This window comes from Paenibacillus polymyxa, from assembly GCF_015710975.1.
In the GTDB taxonomy this organism is placed as follows: domain Bacteria; phylum Bacillota; class Bacilli; order Paenibacillales; family Paenibacillaceae; genus Paenibacillus; species Paenibacillus polymyxa.
In genome coordinates this window covers 5,180,624-5,202,112 of sequence record NZ_CP049783.1, presented here as the reverse complement: position 1 = coordinate 5,202,112, position 21,489 = coordinate 5,180,624, and the positions used below count along the sequence as shown (strand labels likewise).

The 21,489-nt window shown below is 53.5% G+C and carries 2 protein-coding genes and 1 pseudogene (1 of these 3 running past the window's edge); all 3 read left to right on the top strand.

Annotation, left to right across the window (positions count from 1 at the left end; genetic code table 11):
* Positions 1 to 386, top strand: the 3' portion of a protein-coding gene (locus G7035_RS27585) for a non-ribosomal peptide synthetase (RefSeq protein ID WP_230877808.1). 20,911 nt of this gene lie to the left of the window's left edge; the window shows 386 of its 21,297 coding nt (coding positions 20,912-21,297); its start codon lies off the left edge, out of view; it ends in the stop codon at positions 384 to 386.
* Positions 326 to 6,982, top strand: a pseudogene (locus tag G7035_RS27580) (amino acid adenylation domain-containing protein); the annotation flags it as partial. The gene G7035_RS27585 and the pseudogene G7035_RS27580, both read left to right, overlap by 61 nt.
* Complete coding sequence (locus tag G7035_RS27575) at positions 6,871 to 21,489, top strand: non-ribosomal peptide synthetase (protein WP_230877807.1); 14,619 nt, start codon at positions 6,871 to 6,873, stop codon at positions 21,487 to 21,489. The pseudogene G7035_RS27580 and the gene G7035_RS27575, both read left to right, overlap by 112 nt.

Genomic DNA, 21,489 nt, shown 5'->3' with positions numbered 1-21,489 from the left:
TATACAAGTGGAAGGATCAAGTGGCGTACTACAATGGCTACGGTCCAACCGAAAACTCGGTGGCAACGTCGATCTGGCCGGTATCCGAGGATGAAAGGGCAGGCCAACTCATTTCCATCGGTCGTCCTATGCCGAATCACCGGGTGTACATGCTGGATGTGCATGGACATTTGGCTCCGGTCGGCGTAGCAGGTGAACTGTGCGTATCTGGTCCGGGTCTGGCGCGTGGATATTTGGATCGTCCAGAACTGACGGCGGAGAAATTTGTACCGAACCCGTTTGCGGCTGGCGAAGCAGGCTATGAACGAATGTACCGTACGGGGACTTGGCGAGATGGATGCCAGACGGCAACATTGAATATTTGGGCCGGATCGATCATCAAGTGAAAATCCGGGGCTACCGGATCGAACTGGGCGAGGTCGAAGCACAAATATTGAAAGTGGAGGACGTGCAAGAGGTCATCGTCCTGGCCCAAGCGGATGAGCAGGGACAAAACCAACTGGTGGCGTACTATGTCGCTGAAAGAGACGTCAGCGCGGGTGAGCTGCGCAGCTTGCTGGGTGAGGAGCTGCCCAACTACATGGTGCCTTCATACTTCATCCAGCTGAAGCAGATGCCGCTGACACCGAACGGCAAAATCGACCGCAAGGCCCTGCCAGCACCGGAGGGTAGCCTGCAAAGCGGAGCGGATTATGTAGAGCCGCGCACAGCACTGGAGCAGACGTTGGTTTCGATTTGGCAGTCTGTCTTAGGAGCGAAGAGCGTCGGGATTTTGGATAATTTCTTTGACCTCGGCGGCGATTCGATCAAAGCGATTCAGGTATCGTCCCGCTTACTGCAAGCGGGCTACAAGCTGGACATGAAGGATTTGTTCCAATATCCGTCCATTTCGCTGCTGAGCGGTCATGTACAAAAAGTGAGTCGTACGGCCGATCAGGGCGAGATATCAGGCAGCGTAAAGCTGACCCCGATCCAGCAGTGGTTCTTTGGACAAGCCTCGGCAGAGCCGCATTATTTTAACCAGTCGGTGATGCTGCATCGAGCAGAAGGCTTCGATGCAGCCGCATTGCGTCAAACGATGACCAAGCTGACGGAGCATCATGATGCCTTGCGTATGGTCTTCCGTCAGACCGAACAGGGCTATGAAGCGTGGAATCGCGGTTTAAATGAAGGTCAGCTGTACAGTCTGGACGTTGTGGATTTGACAGATATGCCAACCCTTGCAGAGGTGGCAGCAACCATTGAAACGAAAGCCAATGCCATCCAAAGCTCGATTCGTCTAGACGAAGGACCGCTGGTGAAGCTGGGACTTTTCCGCTGCATAGATGGAGATCATTTACTGATTGCGATTCACCATTTGGTTGTGGACGGCATTTCATGGCGGATTGTGTTTGAGGATTTTGCGACTGGATATGAGCAGGCCGTTCGGGGAGAAGCAATTCGCTTGCCATATAAAACGGACTCGTTCTCCACTTGGGCAGAACGTTTGTCTCAATATGCGAACAGTCCGGCTATCGACAAAGAACGCGAATATTGGCAGCGTCTTGCCCACGCGGAAGTCGCATCGCTACCTAAGGATCAAGAAAGAGCGGCAGGACAGCATTTTGTGGTCAGAGACAGTGAGACGGTGAGCGTGGCGTGGAGCGAACAGGACACCCGACTGCTACTGCAGGAAGCACATCGTGCGTACCACACCGAGGTCAATGATCTGCTGTTAACCGCACTCGGTACCGCATTGTACAACTGGAGCGGTCAGGAGCGTGTGCTGGTCAATCTGGAGGGCCATGGCCGGGAAGCCATTGTTCCCGATATCGATATCACACGTACCGTGGGTTGGTTTACGAGTCAGTATCCAGTACTGCTGGATGTCGATGGAAAGGCAGAAGTAGGGCAGCGCATCAAGCGGGTAAAAGAGGACCTGCGACATGTGCCGCATAAGGGCATTGGCTACGGTATTCTGAAATATTTGCCTCAGGATGATGCTACCTTTTCCTGGAGCCTGCAGCCTGAGATCAGCTTTAACTATTTGGGACAATTTGATCAGGACTTGGAAAATGGGGAGATCACGCTGTCTTCACATCCAGGTGGAGAGCCGTTGAGTGACCGCACCGTACTGGAGCAGCCGCTGAATGTGAACGGCATGATTACAGCAGGTGTGCTGACCCTGGAAATTCGTTATGACAGCCACGTATACCAACAGCAAAACGTAGAGAAGTTTGCCCGGCTATTGCAGGAAAGCTTGCAGGAAGTCATCAAGCATTGTGCCTCCCAAGAGCGGAGTGAGCTAACGCCAAGCGATGTCTTGTTCAAGGGCCTGACACTGGAGCAGCTGGAGCAATTGACGGAGCAAACAACTTCTGTGGGCGAGCTTGAAAATATGTATGCTCTCTCTCCCATGCAGAAGGGGATGCTGTTCCATAGTCTGATGGAGCCGGACTCAGGCGCATACTTCCAGCAAGCGTCGTTTGATCAAAAGGGCAGCTTTGATGTTGCTATTTTCCGTAAGAGTCTGGATGTGCTGACACAGCGTCATGAAGCGCTGCGGACGAATTTCCATCAATTTGAGACAGGGAACGGTCCGGAGCCATTGCAAATCGTGTTCCGTCATAAAAATAGCGATCTTTCCTTCAAGGATATTCGCACCATGCCGAAAGCGGAGCAACAGGCATATATCCAGGCGTTTAAGCAGGAGGATCAGGCGAGAGGCTTCAATCTCGGTACGGATGCGCTGATGCGCGTACAGATATTGCAGACCGATGAAGAAACGTATCACTTGGTCTGGAGCTTCCATCACATTGTCATGGACGGCTGGTGCTTGTCGCTCGTTACGGGCGAGGTGTTTGGTACGTATTTTGCGCTGCTGGAGCAGAAACAGCCGGAGCTTGCTCCGATCACACCGTATGGCCAATATATCGAATGGCTAGAGCGCCAAGATGAACGTGCGGCAAAAGAGTATTGGAGCAGTTATTTGGCTGGTTTTGAACAGCAGACGTTGTTACCTGGAGCGGATACTTCATTGAAAGACCAAGTGGCGGATAGCAGCGAAAGTGTTCTGTCTACGACAACAAGCGATACCAGCAAATATGTTTCTGAAAAAATAACGGTAGAGCTGGAACCAACGTGGAGCGAAGCTATGTACCGGATTGCGAAGCAGCAGCAAGTCACGATCAATACGCTGATGCAGAGCGTGTGGGGCCTTATTTTGCAGCAATATAATAACAACGAGGATGTTGTATTCGGTAGTGTCGTATCTGGACGTCCGACGGATATTCCGGGTGTAGAGCATATGATCGGCCTGTTCATTAATACCATCCCAGTGCGGATTCAAAGTGAGCGAAATGCCACGTTTGTGGACATCATGCGCAAAACGCAGGAGCAAGCGCTGGCTTCAGGCGTATATGACAGCTTCCCGCTGTATGAAATACAGGCGCTGACCGAGCAGAAGCAGCATCTAATTAACCACATTATGGTGTTTGAGAACTATCCGGTCGAGGAGCAAGTCGAGCAGCTGGGTGAAGTTCGTCCATCCGCGTTTGACATTACGAATGTAGAGGTTGTCGAGCAAACGAACTATGATCTGGACTTGATTGTGATGCCAGATGAAACCTTCCGGATCATGTTCAGATACAACGCGAATGTGTACGATCGGGCTACGATCGAGCGGATGCAGGGACATGTACTGCATGTCATCGAGCAAATTATTGACAATCCGCATATCCGTGTGAATGAGCTGGAACTAGTGACAGCGGAAGAGCAGGCACAGATCGTTCAGGTGTGGGGAGATACGGCGGCAGCCTATCCGCAGGATCAGACGCTAAGCAGTCTGTTTGAGCAGCAGGTAGCGAATACACCGGAGCAAGTGGCAGTACTGTGTGGTGCAGAGTCGTTGACCTACGCGGAGCTAAACGAGCGAGCGAACCGTCTCGCCCGGACCTTGCGTGCGCAAGGGGTTCAGCCGGATCAGCCCGTGGGTATTCTGGTCCACCGTTCACTGGACATGATCGTAGGCATCTACGCGATCTTGAAGGCCGGCGGAGCCTATGTGCCGATTGATCCGGAATATCCGGCCGATCGTATCCGCTTTATGCTGGAGGATTCGGGAGCGAAGCTGGTGCTGACACAATCACATCTGACGGAGCAAGTGTCGCTGAGTTTCGACGGCCAGGTGCTGGTGCTGGATCGTCAGGAGCAGGATGGCAAGGATATTTATCACGAGGATGACTCGAATCTGGAGCCCCTAGCTGGACCGCGCCATGTCGCCTATGTCATCTACACCTCTGGCTCTACGGGAAAACCGAAGGGCGTGATGGTGGAGCACCATTCCGTGCTGAACCGGATTTTGTGGATGCATAATCGCTATGGCCTAAGTGCAGAAGATACGATCTTGCAAAAGACCGCCTTCACCTTCGATGTGTCGGTGTGGGAGCTGTTCTGGTGGTCGATGGTCGGCTCGAAGGTGAGCTTGCTGCCCGTGGGCGGGGAAAAGAACCCGGAAGACATCGTCGACACAATTGCCCGCGACGGTGTGAGCACGATGCACTTTGTACCCGCCATGCTGCATGCATTTCTGGAGTATGTGGAGCAGCAGCCACGGGAAGTAATACAAGCGAAGCTGGGCACGCTGCGCCATGTCTTTGCCAGTGGTGAAGCGTTGCCGCCACAGCATGTGGCCCGGTTCCAGCGGCTCGTATCGAGCCTGGCCGGAGCGAAGCTAGTCAACCTGTATGGCCCAACCGAAGCAACGGTGGACGTATCGTACTTCGATTGCGAGCCGGATGAGGAATATGCAGCGATTCCGATCGGAAAACCGATTCAAAATATCCGTCTGTACATCGTGAAGGAAGGCACGGAGCAATTGCAGCCGATTGGGGTTGCAGGGGAACTGTGCATCAGCGGTGTCGGCGTAGCCCGAGGCTATCTGAACCGTCCGGAACTGACGGCCGAGAAATTTGTGAAAGATCCGTTTGCTGGCGGGGAAGCAGGAGACGAACGGATGTACCGCACTGGTGATTTGGCGAGATGGATGCCGGACGGCAACATTGAATATCTGGGCCGGATTGACCATCAGGTGAAAATCCGTGGGTACCGGATTGAGCTGGGCGAGGTCGAAACGCAGCTACTCCAAGTGGAATCGGTACGAGAAGCGGTTGTCATGGCTCGTGCGGATGAAACGGGCCAAAAACAAATGGTGGCCTACTATGTCGCGGGGCAAGAAATCCGTGCTAGCGAGCTGAGAAGTGAGCTGGGCCGAGAGCTGCCAAGCTACATGGTGCCATCGTATTTTGTACAGCTGGAGCAAATGCCGCTGAGTCCCAATGGCAAAATTGACCGCAAGGCCCTGCCAGCACCGGAAGGCAGCCTGCAAAGTGGAGCCGATTATGTCGCACCGCGGACGTGGGTGGAAGTGAAGCTGGCGCAAATCTGGCAGGATGTGCTGGGCCTGGCGCAGGTCGGCGTAAAGGAAAACTTCTTTGAGATGGGCGGACATTCGCTGCGGGCGACGACACTGGCCTCGAAGATTCACCAAGAGCTGAACAAGCCGCTTCCTCTGCGCAGTATTTTTGAAGCCCCAACGATTGAACAACTGACAGCTGTTCTGGAAGGTCTGGATCAGGTGGCGTATGCGTCCATTCCGGTGACGGAGGAGCGTAGTTTCTACCCACTGTCCTCGGCACAAAAGCGACTGTATGTGCTGCATCAGTTCGACCCGCAGGATGTGAATTACAACATGCCGTCGGTGCTGCAAGTGAGCGGTCCGCTGAATGTGAAACGAGTAGAGAACGTATTCCGTCAACTGATTGCCCGCCATGCGACCTTGCGTACTCGCTTTGAGCTAATCGACAGCGAGCCAATGCAATGGATTGAGGACACTGTGTCGTTCGAGGTGGAATATACGAAGGTACAGGCAGAGGGTGCGACTGCGGACACAGATCAGGACACAACTACAGATACGTACACAAGAGTCAACATAGAAGCGCAACAGCGGGTACGGAGCTTTGTTCGTCCGTTTGATCTCAAAGCTGCGCCGCTGCTGCGGGTAGGCTTGGTGGATCTGGGCGCTCAGGGAGTAGAGCAGGAAGCTCAACATCTGCTTATGCTTGACATGCACCATATCGTCTCGGATGGGGTATCCATGGAGGTCCTGACCGACGAGTTTGTCCGCTTGTATGGCGGTGAAGAGCTAGCGCCATTGCGGATTCAGTACAAGGATTATGCCGTATGGCAGCAAAGCGAAGCCCACCAGGAATGGATGCAGCGTCAGGAAGCGTACTGGCTTGACACCTTCCAAGGTGAACTACCTGTACTGGATCTCTCTACTGACTTTGCCCGCCCAGCGGTGCAGAGTACGGCAGGGGATACGATCGAATTTGTACTAGAGTGTGAGGTTAGTGAACGCCTGAAAGAACTGGCGGCACAAACCGGCGCTACTCTGTATATGGTGTTGTTGGCGGCGTACACTACGCTCTTACACAAATACACAGCTCAAGAGGACATCGTCGTTGGCACGCCGATTGCCGGACGACCGCATGCGGAGCTCAGTAATCTGGTGGGTGTGTTCATTAACACGCTGGCGATCCGCAATTATCCGTCCAGCGACAAATCGTTCCTGGATTATCTGCAGGAGGTCAAAGAGCATGCGCTCCGTGCGTATGAGCATCAGGACTATCCGTTTGAAGAACTGGTTGAAAAACTGAATGTAACGCGGGATACGAGCCGGAATGCGCTGTTTGACACGATGTTTGAGCTGAAAACAATGGAGCAGCAGGAGTTCGAGCTGGAAGGTCTGACCTTGAGCTCCTATCCACTGGACAATCATACGGCCAAGTTTGATCTGAGCTTGGAGGCCATAGAGCAGCCAGAAGGTATTCTGTGCAGTCTGGAATACAGCACGGCGCTGTACAAGCCGGAGACCATGACGCGATTGGCACAGCATTTTGCGGAAATCGTTCGAGCTATTGCCTATCATCCACAGCAGCCCCTGGCAGTTTTGAATATGGTAACCGCCGAGGAAAAAGAGCAACTCATCGATGGATTTGGAAATGTGGGGTATTAGGTGCTGATGCTGTTGAAGCAGGAGCCCTGTTCCATGCCTTTGTGGAAGAACAAGCCCAGCTTGTACCAGATCACGTGGCGGTGGTGTACGAGGAGCAACAGCTGACGTACCGCAAACTGAACGAGCGTGCGAACCAATTGGCGCGTAAATTGCGAAAGGAAGGCATCGGACGCGAATCCATTGTCGGCATTTTGAGTGAACGCTCGGTAGACATGCTGGTCGGCGTACTAGCGGTGTGGAAGGCTGGAGGCGCCTATGTGCCGCTGGATGCAGACTATCCATCCGAACGGATTCGTTTCATGCTGGAGGACAGCGGTGCGACGGTACTGTTAACTCAAACCGACCTGCTGGAGCGCGCACAAGCATGGCTGAATGAAAGCCAATGGGCTTTGGGCGATGAAAATGCTAAGGGTGAGCTGGAGACGGCGGTTAGCGCTGAAACGATGGAAAGGGACAACCTGAATGAAGGCTTAGGCTTGAAATCAGATTCGCCACCTGACCGCGAAGCAGCATCCGAGCCAGCAACAGGGCTGCGTCTGCACACCGTACTGGCATTGGACAATGAGTCACTGTACACCGGAGATACTACAGACGTCGATCATATTAACGAACCGCAGGATCTGGCGTATGTGATCTACACGTCGGGGACAACCGGACGTCCAAAAGGTGTCATGATCGAACATCGCAGCTTGGTGAATACCGCTGCGGCCTATCGTCGGGATTACCGCCTGAGCGAATTCCCGGTACGACTGCTACAACTGGCCAGCTTCTCCTTCGACGTGTTCGTCGGCGATATTGCGCGGACACTCTATAACGGGGGAACAATGGTCATCTGTCCGAAAGACGACCGGATTGATTTCAGCCGTCTCCACGGATGGATTCGTGATTATCAAATTACGGTGTTCGAATCCACACCGGCTTTGATCGTACCATTTATGCAGCATGTGCATGAACACGTACTAGATATGAGTAGTCTAGAGCTGCTCATCACGAGCTCGGATAGCTGCAGTGTGACGGATTATCGGGTGCTGCAGGAGCGGTTTGGCACGGAGATCCGCATCATCAACAGCTACGGTGTTACGGAAGCGGCGATTGACTCCAGCTTCTATGACGAAGAACTGTCGAAGCTGCCAGGCAGTGGTAATGTGCCGATTGGTCAGGCGTGGCTGAACGCACGCTTCTACATCGTGGATAGTCAGCTGAATCCAGTGCCGATTGGCGTATTGGGTGAGCTGTGCATCGGCGGTGCTGGTGTGGCACGGGGGTACCTGAACCGTACGGACCTGACGGCGGAGAAATTCGTAGCGAACCCGTACGTGCCGGGTGAACGACTGTATCGTACCGGCGACTTGGCGCGGTGGATGCCGGACGGCCATGTAGACTTTATCGGCCGGATGGATGATCAGGTCAAAATCCGGGGCTTCCGGATTGAACTGGGTGAGGTGGAAGCGCAGCTGCTGACTGTGACTGGCATTGAGAAAGCGATCGTCACCGCCTGGGAAAACGAAGACGGAGACAAGGATCTGTGCGCGTATGTTGTAGCCTCGGAGGCGCTGAATTTGCCGGAGCTACGCAGCACACTGCAGCCTAAACTGCCGAGCTATATGATCCCGACGTATGTCGTACCCCTGGATCAATTCCCGCTGACACCAAACGGAAAAATTGATCGCAAAGCGTTGCCAGCGCCAGAAACACGTCTCGAAGGAGGCACGAAGTACGTGGCGCCGCGCACAGAGCTGGAAGAGCAGCTGGTCCGTATTTGGAAAAGCGTTCTGAATCATCACCAAATAGGCATCCAGGATAACTTCTTTGAAGTGGGAGGACATTCGCTGCGCGCTACTACCCTGATGGCGAAAATTCATCAGGAGCTGAATCACAAGCTGGCCTTGCGAGATATTTTCCAATATCCGACGATTGAGCAATTGGTACAGGTGATGGGTGAAGATCAGACCCAGCAAACGTATGTATCCATACCTGTGGCAGAGGAGCGCGAATATTACCCCGTTTCTTCGGCACAAAAACGGATGTACGTTCTGAGTCACCTGGAAGGTGGAGAGGTTAGCTACAACATGCCAGGAGCTTTGATTATCGAAGGTTCCTTGGATAAAAAAAGACTGGAACAAGCCTTCCGCCAGCTGATTGCCCGTCATGAGGCCCTCCGAACCCGATTCGAGATGGTGGATGGTGAGGTGATTCAGCGGATTGAATCCAGCGCCCCATTCAGCGTGGAGTATGTACAGGCAAGTGAAGAAGAGACACCGCAGTACGCACAGGACTTTGTACGTGCATTTGATCTCGCACAAGCCCCATTGCTGCGGGTTCAGTTGATCGAAAATGGACCGGGGCGTCACGTCATGCTCTATGACATGCACCATATTATTTCGGATGGCGTGACGGAAGGCATTATCGTGCAGGAGTTCTCTCAATTGTATGAAGGCCAGGAACTGCCGCCACTGCGGATTCAGTACAAGGACTATGCGGTTTGGCAGCATGCAGATATGCAAAGTGAACGCCTTCGTGAGCAAGAAAGCTATTGGCTGAAAACCATGTCTGGTGAAATCCCGGCGCTGGATATGCCAACGGATTTTACAAGACCTGCTGTACAGCGTCTGGAAGGAACTCGATTTGAGTTTGCGATCCGTATGGAGGACAGCGAGCAGCTGAAGCAGCTGGCCGCGCAAACTGGCTCTACCTTGTACATGGTGTTGCTGGCAGCGTATAGCACGCTCTTGCATAAATACACGGGTCAAGAGGATATCATCGTCGGCACGCCGATTGCCGGAAGACCACATGCGGAACTGGGGAGCCTGGTAGGCGTATTCCTCAACACGTTGGCGATTCGCAATTATCCGTGTGGCGACAAAACGTTCCTGGATTACCTGCAAGAGGTCAAAGAGCATGCGCTCCGTGCGTATGAGCATCAGGAATATCCGTTTGAAGAGCTGGTTGAAAAGCTGAATTTAACGCGGGATACGAGCCGGAATGCGCTGTTTGACACGATGTTTGAGCTGAAAACATTTGAGCAGCAGGAGTTCGAGCTGGAAGGTCTGACCTTCAAGCCGTATCCGACGGACAATCCTACGTCCAAATTTGATCTGACCTTGGATGCCGTAGAGCAGCCAGAAGGCATTCTGTGCAGTCTGGAATACAGCACGGCGCTGTACAAGCCGGAGACCATTGCACGCTTTGCACAGCATTTTACCGAACTCGTACGTGCCATTACACTTCATCCACAGCAGCCACTGGCAGCTCTGGATATGGTAACTGTCGAGGAGAAGGCACAAATCCTCTACGGTTTTGGAGATGTAGGCGTATCGGAGATTGCGGCTGAAGCAGAAGTCTTATTCCATGCTTATGTGGAAGAACAGGCACAGCTTGTGCCAGATCATGTGGCGGTGGTGTACGAGGAGCAGCAGCTTACGTACCGCCAGCTGAACGAGCGTGCGAACCAATTGACGCGCAGACTGCGAAAAGAAGGCATTGGACGCGAATCCATTGTCGGCATTTGGAGTGAACGCTCGGTAGACATGCTGGTCGGCGTACTAGCGGTATGGAAGGCTGGAGGCGCCTATGTGCCGCTGGATGCAGACTATCCGTCCGAGCGCATTCGTTTCATGCTGGAGGACAGCGGTGCGACGGTGCTGTTGACCCAAACCAGTTTGCAGGAGCGCACGCAAGCATGGCTGAATGAAAGCCAAGGGGCTCTGGGCGAAGGAAAGACCGAGGGTGAGTTGGAAACAGCGGTTAGTGCTGAAACGATGGAAAGAGACCGCCTGAATGAAGGCGTAAGCTTGAAATCAGATTCGAAGTCTGGCCGCGAAGCAGCATCCGAGCTGGCAACAGGGCTGCGTCTGCACACTGTACTAGCATTAGACGATGAGTCGCTGTATACCGGAGATGTCACAGACGTCGATCACATCAACGAGCCGCACGATCTGGCATATGTGATCTATACGTCCGGGACAACGGGACGTCCGAAGGGCGTCATGATCGAGCATCGCAGCTTGGTCAATACGGCTGCGGCGTATCGCCGGGATTACCGTCTGAACCAGTTCCCGGTCCGACTGCTGCAACTGGCCAGCTTCTCCTTCGACGTGTTCGTCGGCGATATTGCACGGACGCTTTATAACGGCGGCACGATGGTCATCTGTCCGAAAGAGGATCGGATTGATCCAAGCCGTCTGTACGGCTGGATTCGCGATTATCAGATTACCGTGTTCGAATCGACTCCAGCCTTGATCGTACCGTTTATGCAGCATGTGCATGAACACGGGCTGGACATGAGCAGTCTGGAGCTGCTGATTACGAGCTCGGATAGCTGCAGCGTGACGGACTACCGAGTGCTGCAAGAACGGTTTGGCGCAGATATCCGTATCATCAACAGCTATGGCGTCACGGAAGCGGCGATTGACTCCAGCTTCTACGATGAAGAGCTGTCGAAACTGCCAAGCAGCGGGAATGTGCCGATTGGACAGGCGTGGCTGAACGCACGCTTCTACATCGTAGACAGCCAGCTGAATCCGGTACCGATCGGTGTACTGGGCGAGTTGTGCATCGGCGGCATCGGGGTCGCACGGGGGTACCTGAACCGTGCGGACCTGACAGCCGAGAAATTCGTAGCGAACCCGTACGTACCGGGTGAACGTTTGTATCGCACCGGCGACTTGGCGCGGTGGATGCCGGACGGCAATGTAGACTTTATCGGCCGGATGGACTATCAAGTCAAAATCCGGGGCTATCGGATCGAGCTGGGCGAGATTGAAACGGCGATTCAGCGGGTGCCGGGTGTGCGTCAAGCCGTAGTCATCGACCGGACGGACGAGCGTGGACACAAGTATTTGTGCGGATACATCACGGGAGAAACCGAGCTGCGGATCGAGGAAGTACAGGCCGCGCTGGAAGCCGGACTGCCAGCGCACATGGTGCCAGCACGGCTGATGCGACTGGAGACGATCCCGCTGACCAGCAACGGCAAAATTGACCGTAAGGCCTTGCCGGAACCGGAAGGCAGCATTCATACCGGAGTCGCCTATGTGGCCCCACGTACGAAGGTGGAGCAAGTATTGGCTACGGTATGGGCCGGAGTGCTCGGCGTGGAGGCCGTAGGCACGCAGGATAACTTCTTCGAGCTGGGCGGCGATTCGATCAAAGCGCTGCAAGTATCGTCCCGCTTGCTACAAGCAGGTTATCGACTGGAGATGAAAGACCTGTTCAGCCATCCAACGGTGTCTGCATTGGCGCCGAAAGTCCAATCCGTTACCCGATTGGCGGATCAAAGCGAAGTGGTGGGCGCGGTGAAGCTGACACCCGTTCAACACTGGTTCTTGGAGCAAAACCTGGCGGATGCTCATCATCACAACCAGTCCATCATGCTGCATAGCAAGGATGGTTTTGATGAAGCGGCACTGCGCACAGCGATGGATCAAATGGTTAGTCATCACGATGCACTGCGGATCGTTTTCCGTCCTACCGAACACGGGTATGAAGCTTGGAATCGCGCGGTGGGTGAGGGTGAGCTGTATACGCTGGATCAGGCAGACTTCAGGAAGGAGTCGGAAGTGTCTGCGGCGATTGAGGCCAAAGCGAATGAAATTCAGGCGGGGATTCATTTAAGCGAAGGACCGCTGATGAAGCTGGGGCTGTTCCATTGCCCAGATGGAGATCATTTGCTGATAGCTATTCATCACTTAGTAGTAGATACCGTTTCTTGGCGCATTTTGTTCGAGGATCTTACGACAGCCTACGAACAAGCATTGAACGGACAACCGACTCGTCTTCCGCACAAAACGGATTCGTTCCGTACCTGGGCTGAGGGACAGTCTCACTATGCGAACGGCCCAGAAATGGCAGCAGAGCTCGCCTTCTGGCAAGAAGTAGAACAAGGTGTGTATGAGCCGCTTCCAAAAGACGAATCCCCTTTTCATTCCTTGAATAAAGACAGCGAGCTCATGACAGTCACGTGGACAGCTCAGGAAACGGAGCAGCTGTTAAAACAAGCACATCGTGCCTACAACACGGATATGAATGATTTGCTGCTGACCGCACTCGGCCTGGCTATTCATCGCTGGGCGGGGATTGAACGAGTGCTCGTCAACCTGGAAGGCCATGGACGGGAATCCATTCTGCCCGAGCTGGATATTACGCGCACGGTAGGCTGGTTTACGACCCAATTCCCGGTTGTGCTGGATATGAGTGTGAGCCAAGACCTTTCACAGCGCATCAAACAGGTGAAAGAAGGGCTACGCCGGATTCCGCAAAAGGGTATTGGCTACGGTATGCTGAGATACCTGTCCGCAGCATGTGAGCAAGAGCGTTTTGTAACCGAACCTGAAATCAGCTTTAACTATTTGGGACAATTTGATCAGGATATGCAAAATCAATCCATTGGCGTGTCTCCTTACGCTAGCGGTGCCGAGCTGAGCGCACATGCAGCCAGATCGCACACGCTGGATTTGAACGGACTGATTTCAGAAGGTCAATTGCAATTGACGATCAGCTACAGCCATCAGGAATATCGCAAGGAAACGATGGAACAGCTAGCCGAAGCGCTCAGAACCAGCCTGCAGGACATCATCGCACATTGCGCGGGTCGCAAACAGCAGGAGCTGACGCCAAGCGATGTGATGCTTAAACCTGTAACCTTGGCCGAGCTGGATCAGTTAGTAGAGCGGACTCGTGACATCGGGGAACTGGAAAATGTATATGCCTTGACACCGATGCAAAAAGGCATGTTGTTCCATAGCCTGATGGATGCAGCGTCAGGGGCTTATTTTGAACAAACGACCTTTGACTTGCGTGGACGCTTCCAGGCAGATATTTTCCAAGATAGCTTGAATCATTTGGCGCAGCGGCATGAGATCTTTAGAGCTAATTTCATTAGCGGCTGGCAGGATGAGCCCGTGCAGGTGATTTTCCGGCGCAAGGATGTTGGTTTCAGCTATGAAGATTTGCGTCATTTGGATGATCAGGAACGTGACGCGTATGTGCAGGAATTTATTCGCCAGGACAAGGCAGCCGGATTCGATTTGTCCCGGGATGCGTTGATGCGCGTGGCGATTTTACGGACAGGTGATGAGGATTATTACTTTGTGTGGAGCTCTCATCACATCCTAATGGACGGCTGGTGTGTGGCGTTGGTAACGGATGAGGTGTTTGAGGCTTATTTTGCAGCCGTAGAACATAGAGAACCAAAGCTCGCCCCGGTGACTCCATACAGTCAGTATATTGAGTGGCTTGAAGCCCAGGATGTAGAAGCAGCAGCCTCATACTGGAAAGATTATTTGCTGGGCTATGATCAACAAACGTCGATTCCAACCGGAAAAGTCGGCGCAAAAGCGGACGGTGCACAATTTGAGCATGTGTTGTGCGATCTAGGTAAGGATTTGACAGGGCGCATGGAAATGGTAGCCAAGCAGTACCACGTGACCCCGAATACATTACTGCAAACAGCCTGGGGCTTACTGCTTCAAAAGTACAACGGTAGTGATGATGCTATATTTGGCGGTGTCGTGTCGGGTCGTCCGGCTGATATTCCGGGGATCGAAAATATGGTGGGCTTGTTCATTAACACCATTCCCGTACGTATCCGTAGTGGAGCTGAGGACACCTTTGCCGACCTGATTAGAACGAATCAGCAGCAGGCGCTGGCTTCTCAAGATTATGAAACGTATCCGCTGTATGAAATTCAAGCCTTGACCGAGCAAAAGCAAGAGCTGATCAACCACATTATCGTGTTTGAAAACTATCCGGTGGAGGAGCAGGTCGAGCAGCTTGGCGAAGGTGCAGCGTCGGATTTTGTAATCAGCAATGCAGGTATGATTGAACAAACGAACTATGATTTCAATCTGGTCGTCATGCCGCAGGAAGCGATGAAAATCCGATTTGAGTACAATACGAAGTTATTTGATCGGGAAGTCGTGGAACGGACTCAGGGCCATTTAATACAGCTACTGGAACAAGTGGTAGCGAATCCGGACATTCGGGTGCAGGAACTGGATGTGTTAAGCGAGCAGGAACGCGAGCAAATTCTCAGCGTATGGGGAGATACAGCCGCCGAGTATCCAAGCGAGCAAACGATCCATGGTCTGTTTGAGACACAAACGGCGCACACACCAGAGCAGCCAGCGTTGTACTTCGAAGGAGAGCAGTTGACTTATCGCGAGCTGAATGAACGCGCGAATCGTCTGGCTCGTACCTTGCGCAGTCAAGGTGTGACAAAAGATCGGCTGGTGGGTCTGATGACCGAACGCTCGATAGACATGATCGTGGGTATGTTAGGCATTTTGAAAGCCGGAGGAGCATATGTACCTATCGATCCAACCTATCCGGAAGAGCGTATCCGCTATATGCTGGATGACTCGGGAGCGAAGCTGTTATTAACTCAAGGTCATCTGGTGGACAAAGTAGCTTTCGACGGTCACATGCTGGTGCTGAATGGGGCAGAAAGTGTGTATCACGAGGATGGTTCTAACCTGGAGCCGTTGTCCGGTCCGAACGATCTGGCGTATGTGATCTATACATCGGGGACAACGGGGCAGCCGAAGGGTGTTATGCTGGAGCATCACGGGCTATGCAATCTGAAAACGTATTTTGATCAGGAATTCGAGATCAGTACCTCAGATCATATGTTGCTGTTCGCCAGCTACTCGTTTGATGCGGCTTGCTGGGAAATCTTCCAAGCTCTATTCTGCGGAGCCACGTTGTACGTGCCAACGTCAGAGACGATTTTGGACTACGAACGGTTTGAACAATATATGGCGGATCACCACATCACGGTGGCAGCATTGCCGCCTACCTATGCGGTGTATCTGGAGCCGCAGCGGATGCCAAATCTGCGTATTCTGGTCACTGCGGGTTCAGCCGCTTCAACAGAGCTGGTATACAAGTGGAAGGATCAGGTGGCGTACTACAATGGCTATGGTCCAACTGAAAACTCGGTAGCGACATCCATCTGGCCGGTATCCAAGGATGAGAGAGCAGGACAGCTGATTTCCATTGGACGTCCTGTGCCGAATCATCGGGTATACATGGTAGATGTACACGGGCATTTGGCTCCGATAGGCGTAGCGGGTGAGCTGTGCGTGTCTGGTCCGGGTCTGGCACGTGGTTACCTGGATCGTCCAGAGCTGACGGCGGAGAAATTTGTACCGAATCCGTTTGCGGCTGGCGAAGCCGGGTATGAGCGGATGTACCGCACAGGCGACTTGGCAAGATGGATGCCAGACGGAAACATCGAATACTTGGGCCGGATTGACCATCAAGTAAAGATCCGGGGTTACCGGATTGAGCTGGGCGAAGTCGAGGCACAAATATTGAAAGTGGAGGACGTACAAGAGGTCATCGTCCTGGCCCAAGCGGACGAGCAGGGACAAAATCAACTGGTGGCGTACTATGTCGCTGAAAGAGACGTAAGCGCTGGTGAACTGCGCAGTTTACTGGGTGAGGAGCTGCCAAACTACATGGTGCCTTCTTTCTTGGTACAGTTGGAGCAAATGCCGCTGACACCGAACGGTAAAATCGACCGCAAGGCCCTGCCAGCACCAGAAGGCAGCCTGCAAACCGGAGCCGACTATGTCGCACCGCGAACGTGGGTGGAAGTGAAGCTGGCGCAAATTTGGCAGGATGTACTAGGCCTCACTCAGGTCGGTGTGAAGGAAAACTTCTTCGAGATTGGCGGACACTCGCTGCGGGCGACCACACTGGCCTCGAAGATTCACAAGGAACTGAACAAGCCGCTTCCCCTGCGCAGTATTTTTGAAGCACCAACCATTGAACAACTGGCCGTTGTATTGGAACAGCTGGATCAAGTAACATATGCGTCCATTCCAGTAACGGAAGAGCGCAGCTTCTATCCCTTGTCCTCGGCGCAAAAACGACTGTATGTGTTGCATCAGTTCGATCCGCAGGATGTGAACTACAACATGCCATCGGTGCTGCAAGTGAGCGGTCCGCTGGACGTGAAGCGAGTGGAGGACGTATTCCGTCAACTGATCGCCCGTCATGCGTCCTTGCGTACCCGCTTTGATCTGGTGGACAGCGAGCCAATGCAGTCTATTGAGGACACCGTACCGTTCGAGGTCGAATTTACGAAGGTACAAGCTGAGGGTGCGACTACGGACACAGACACGAGGGTCAACAAGGAAGTACAAGAGCTGGTGAGTTGCTTTGTCCGTCCGTTTAATCTCAAAGCCGCACCGCTGCTGCGGGTAGGCTTGGTAGATCTAGGCGTATCAGGAGCAGGGCAGGAACCGCAGCATGTACTCATGCTCGACATGCACCACATCGTTTCGGATGGCGTGTCGATGGGGGTACTGACTGAAGAATTTGTCCGCTTGTATGACGGTGAAAAGCTGCCGCCACTGCGGATACAGTACAAAGACTATGCCGTATGGCAACAAAGCGAGGTCCATCAGAAGTGGATGCAGCGCCAGGAAGCCTACTGGCTCGACACCTTCCGGGGGGAACTGCCTGTGCTGGATTTACCGACAGACTTTGCACGTCCGTCGATACGAAGTACGGCAGGCGATACCGTGGTGTTTGGGCTGGGACGCGAAGTGAGCGAACGCCTGAAGGAACTGGCGGCGCACACAGGCTCTACCCTGTATATGGTGCTGCTGGCGGCGTACACCGCACTCTTGCATCAATACAGCGGCCAAGAGGACATCGTTGTCGGCACGCCGATTGCCGGACGACCGCATGCCGATTTGGAGCCAATCCTCGGCATGTTCGTCGGTACGTTGGCATTGCGAAACTATCCGACAGCGGAACATACCTTCCGCAGCTACGTGGAAGAAGTGAAGGTTCGGGCCCTGCAAGCCTACGAACATCAGGACTATCCATTTGAGGAATTGGTGGAAAAGCTGAATGTGAAGCGGGATATGAGTCGCCATCCGCTGTTCGATACGATGTTTACCCTGCAAACGACGGAGGAAGGCGAGCTGCAACTGGCAGACCTGAGCTTCCGTCCATACGGCTTGGAGCAAACACCGGCGAAGTTTGACTTCACGCTGGAAGCCAGAGAGGAAGAGGCAGGCATCCAGTTCGGATTGCAATATGCAACTGCGTTGTATCAACGGGAAACCGTTGAACGGATGACACGTCACTTTATTCGCTTAGCCGAAGCCGTGGCGGCAAACCCGGATGCGAAGCTGGGTGAGCTGGAACTGATTACGACCGAAGAAACCGAACAGATTCTGAAGGTGTTCAATGATCCGAACGCGCACAGCGTGCGTGGAACACTCCAAGGTCTGTCGCTCAGCGAGCGTTTTGAAGAGCAAGCGAAAAACAGCCCTGAGCGGATAGCCGTTGTATCTGGGAATATGACGCTAACCTACGCTGAGCTGAATGAGCAGGCGAACCGGTTGGCCCGTGTGCTACGGGCGAAAGGTGTTGAAGCAGATCAACCGGTAGGCGTACTGCTGGAACGTTCTGCGGATCTTCTGGTGAGCATTCTGGGGGTACTGAAGGCCGGAGGCGCGTATGTGCCAATGGATACGATGTATCCACAGGAACGGATCGACTACATGCTTCAAGACAGTGGGGCCAAGGTCGTGATCACCAGCAGAGCCGCCAACCTCTCGCTGAGCTTGCCATCCACAGTAGAAGCTATAGTCCTTGACGATGAGGGCGTTCAAGCTCAATGGGGAGCACAGGATGCGAGCAACCTGATCCCTGTCGCCGGCCTGCATAACCTGGCCTATATGATTTACACGTCAGGTACAACCGGTCAGCCGAAAGGGGTTATGATTGAGCAAGGCAGTGTCGGCAATCTGGTAGACGCTTTATATGAGCGAGTGTACAGTCGGTATGCTCAGCCGCTTCACATCGCATGGCTGTCCGCATTTGTATTTGACGCTTCGGTGAAGCAAATCTTTGCCAGCTTGCTGCTAGGTCATACCCTGCATGTGGTGTCCCGTGACGTCAGCCTGAGCGGAGAGCATTTGATCGCCTACTACCGCATGCACCGGATTGATCTGTCGGACGGCACACCAGCGCATCTGCATATTTTGAACGAAAGCGTCAGCGTGACAGAAGCGCCGGATGTGAAGCATTACCTGATCGGGGGCGAAGCCTTATCCGTGCAGCTGGTACAGGGGTTCCTGCACAAATGGTCCGGGTATCATCCGGTCATTACGAACGTGTATGGTCCGACCGAAGCGACCGTAGATGCGACCGCCTATACGATTGAAGATGTAGAGTCGCTGAATGTACTGCTGGAAAAAGGGGAGCACACGGTATCCATCGGAACGCCGATAGCCAACCAGGCTGTGTACATCTTGAACACTCGACAACAGCTGGTACCGATAGGGATCGCGGGTGAACTCTATATCGGAGGGGCAGGTATCGCACGAGGATACCTCAACCTGCCGGAACTGACGGCTGAGAAGTTTGTCCCGAATCCGTTTGCTGATGCGACGGCCGCTGATCCAGCGGACAGCACTTACGCAAACCGGATGTACCGGACAGGCGACCTGGCACGGTGGCTGCCGGATGGCAGTATCGAGTATTTAGGCCGGATCGACCATCAGGTCAAAATTCGCGGGTATCGGATCGAGCTGGGCGAGGTGGAAGCACAGCTGCTGACCGTGGACGGCATTCAGAAAGCCGTAGTCACAGCATGGGAAAACGAGGACGGACACAAGGATCTGTGTGCCTATATCGTAGCTTCGGAGTCGCTGAGTCTACCGGAACTGCGGAATGCGCTGCAGCCGAAGCTGCCGGATTACATGATCCCGACGTATGTGGTACAGCTGGATCGTTTCCCGCTGACGCCAAACGGGAAAATTGACCGGAAGGCATTGCCAGCACCGGAAGCACGCCTTGAAGGAGGCCTGGAGTATGTGGCACCGCGGACGCCACTGGAGGCCAAGCTAGCCCAAATCTGGCAGGATGTCTTGAAGCTGTCCAGCGTAGGAGTCACCGACTCATTCTTCGATGTGGGTGGACACTCCCTGCGGGCCACGACGCTGGTGGCCAAAATCCATCAGGAACTGGGCAGCCGAATTACACTGCGTGAGGTGTTCCAGCACTTTACGATTGAGCAGCAAGCCCAGCTGATCACCGCGCAGGGCACAGACACCTATACGGTGATCCCTACAGCTGCCAAACAGTCTTACTATCCTGCTTCCTCGGCTCAAAAACGACTGTATATTTTGAGCCATCTGGACGGTGGGGAGGTCAGCTACAATATGCCGGGTGTATTAGTCGTGGAGGGGCCGCTTCAGGCAGATCGACTGGAGGATGCGTTCCGTCAGTTAATAGCCCGCCATGAAACGCTGCGAACTTCCTTCGAAATGGTGGACGGCGAGGTTGTTCAGCGGGTTTACGATCAGGTAGCGTTTGCAGTAGAGCGCCTGCAGGCCCATGAGTCCGAAGCCGAAGCCTATATCGAGTCTTTTGTACGCAGCTTCGATCTTCAGCAGGCACCTCTGCTGCGTGTCCGTCTCATTCAAACCGGACCCGAACGTCACCTCCTGATGTACGACATGCACCATATTATTTCAGACGGTGTGTCGTCTAACAATATCGTGCAGGAGCTGGGACAATTGTACGAGGGACAGGCCTTGGCGCCGCTGCCCATTCAGTACAAGGACTATGCGGTGTGGCAGCAGCAGGAAATGCAGCGTGAATCATACCAACGCCGGGAACAGTTCTGGCTGGAGCATTTAGCCGGAGAGTTGCCTGTACTGGAGCTGCCGATTGCTTACCCTAGACCTGCTGTTCGCAGCTTCGAGGGAGCAATGTATGATTTTACTGTTGACTCGAATGTATCCGAGCAACTGCGCCGAATCGCGGCACAGACCGGAAGTACGCTGTACATGGTGCTACTGAGTGCCTATACCGTCCTGCTGTCCAAATACAGCGGTCAGGACGATTTGATCATCGGTACGCCGGTAGCAGGCCGCTTGTTGCCAGAACTGGAGCCACTGATCGGCATGTTCGTCAATACACTAGCCATCCGGCACCAGCCGCAGGGCGACCAAACGTTCCACAGCTACCTGCTGGAAGCCCGAGAACGTACGCTACAAGCCTTCGAGCATCAGGATTATCCGCTTGAGGAGTTGGTGGAAAAGCTGGATGTAGCGCGGGATGCAAGCCGTAATCCGTTGTTTGACACCATGTTTGTACTGCAAAATACGGAGTCACAGGAAGCGAAGCTTGAAACACTGTCCTTTAGTCCGTATGTTCAGGAGCATCGTATTTCCAAATTCGATTTGACCTTGTCCATGAGTGATGAAGACGGGCAGATCAAGGGTTCCTTCGAATATTGCACAAAGCTGTTTGGCGCAGATGCTATTGAACGATTAACCGGAGATTTGATAGCGATCCTGTCCCAGGTTGGAGCTAATCCAGATTTGCTATTAAGCGATATTCAGGTGAACTCGAGCGAGCAGCCGGAAGGCTTCTCGCCAGATTCCATCGACTTTATTTTCTAA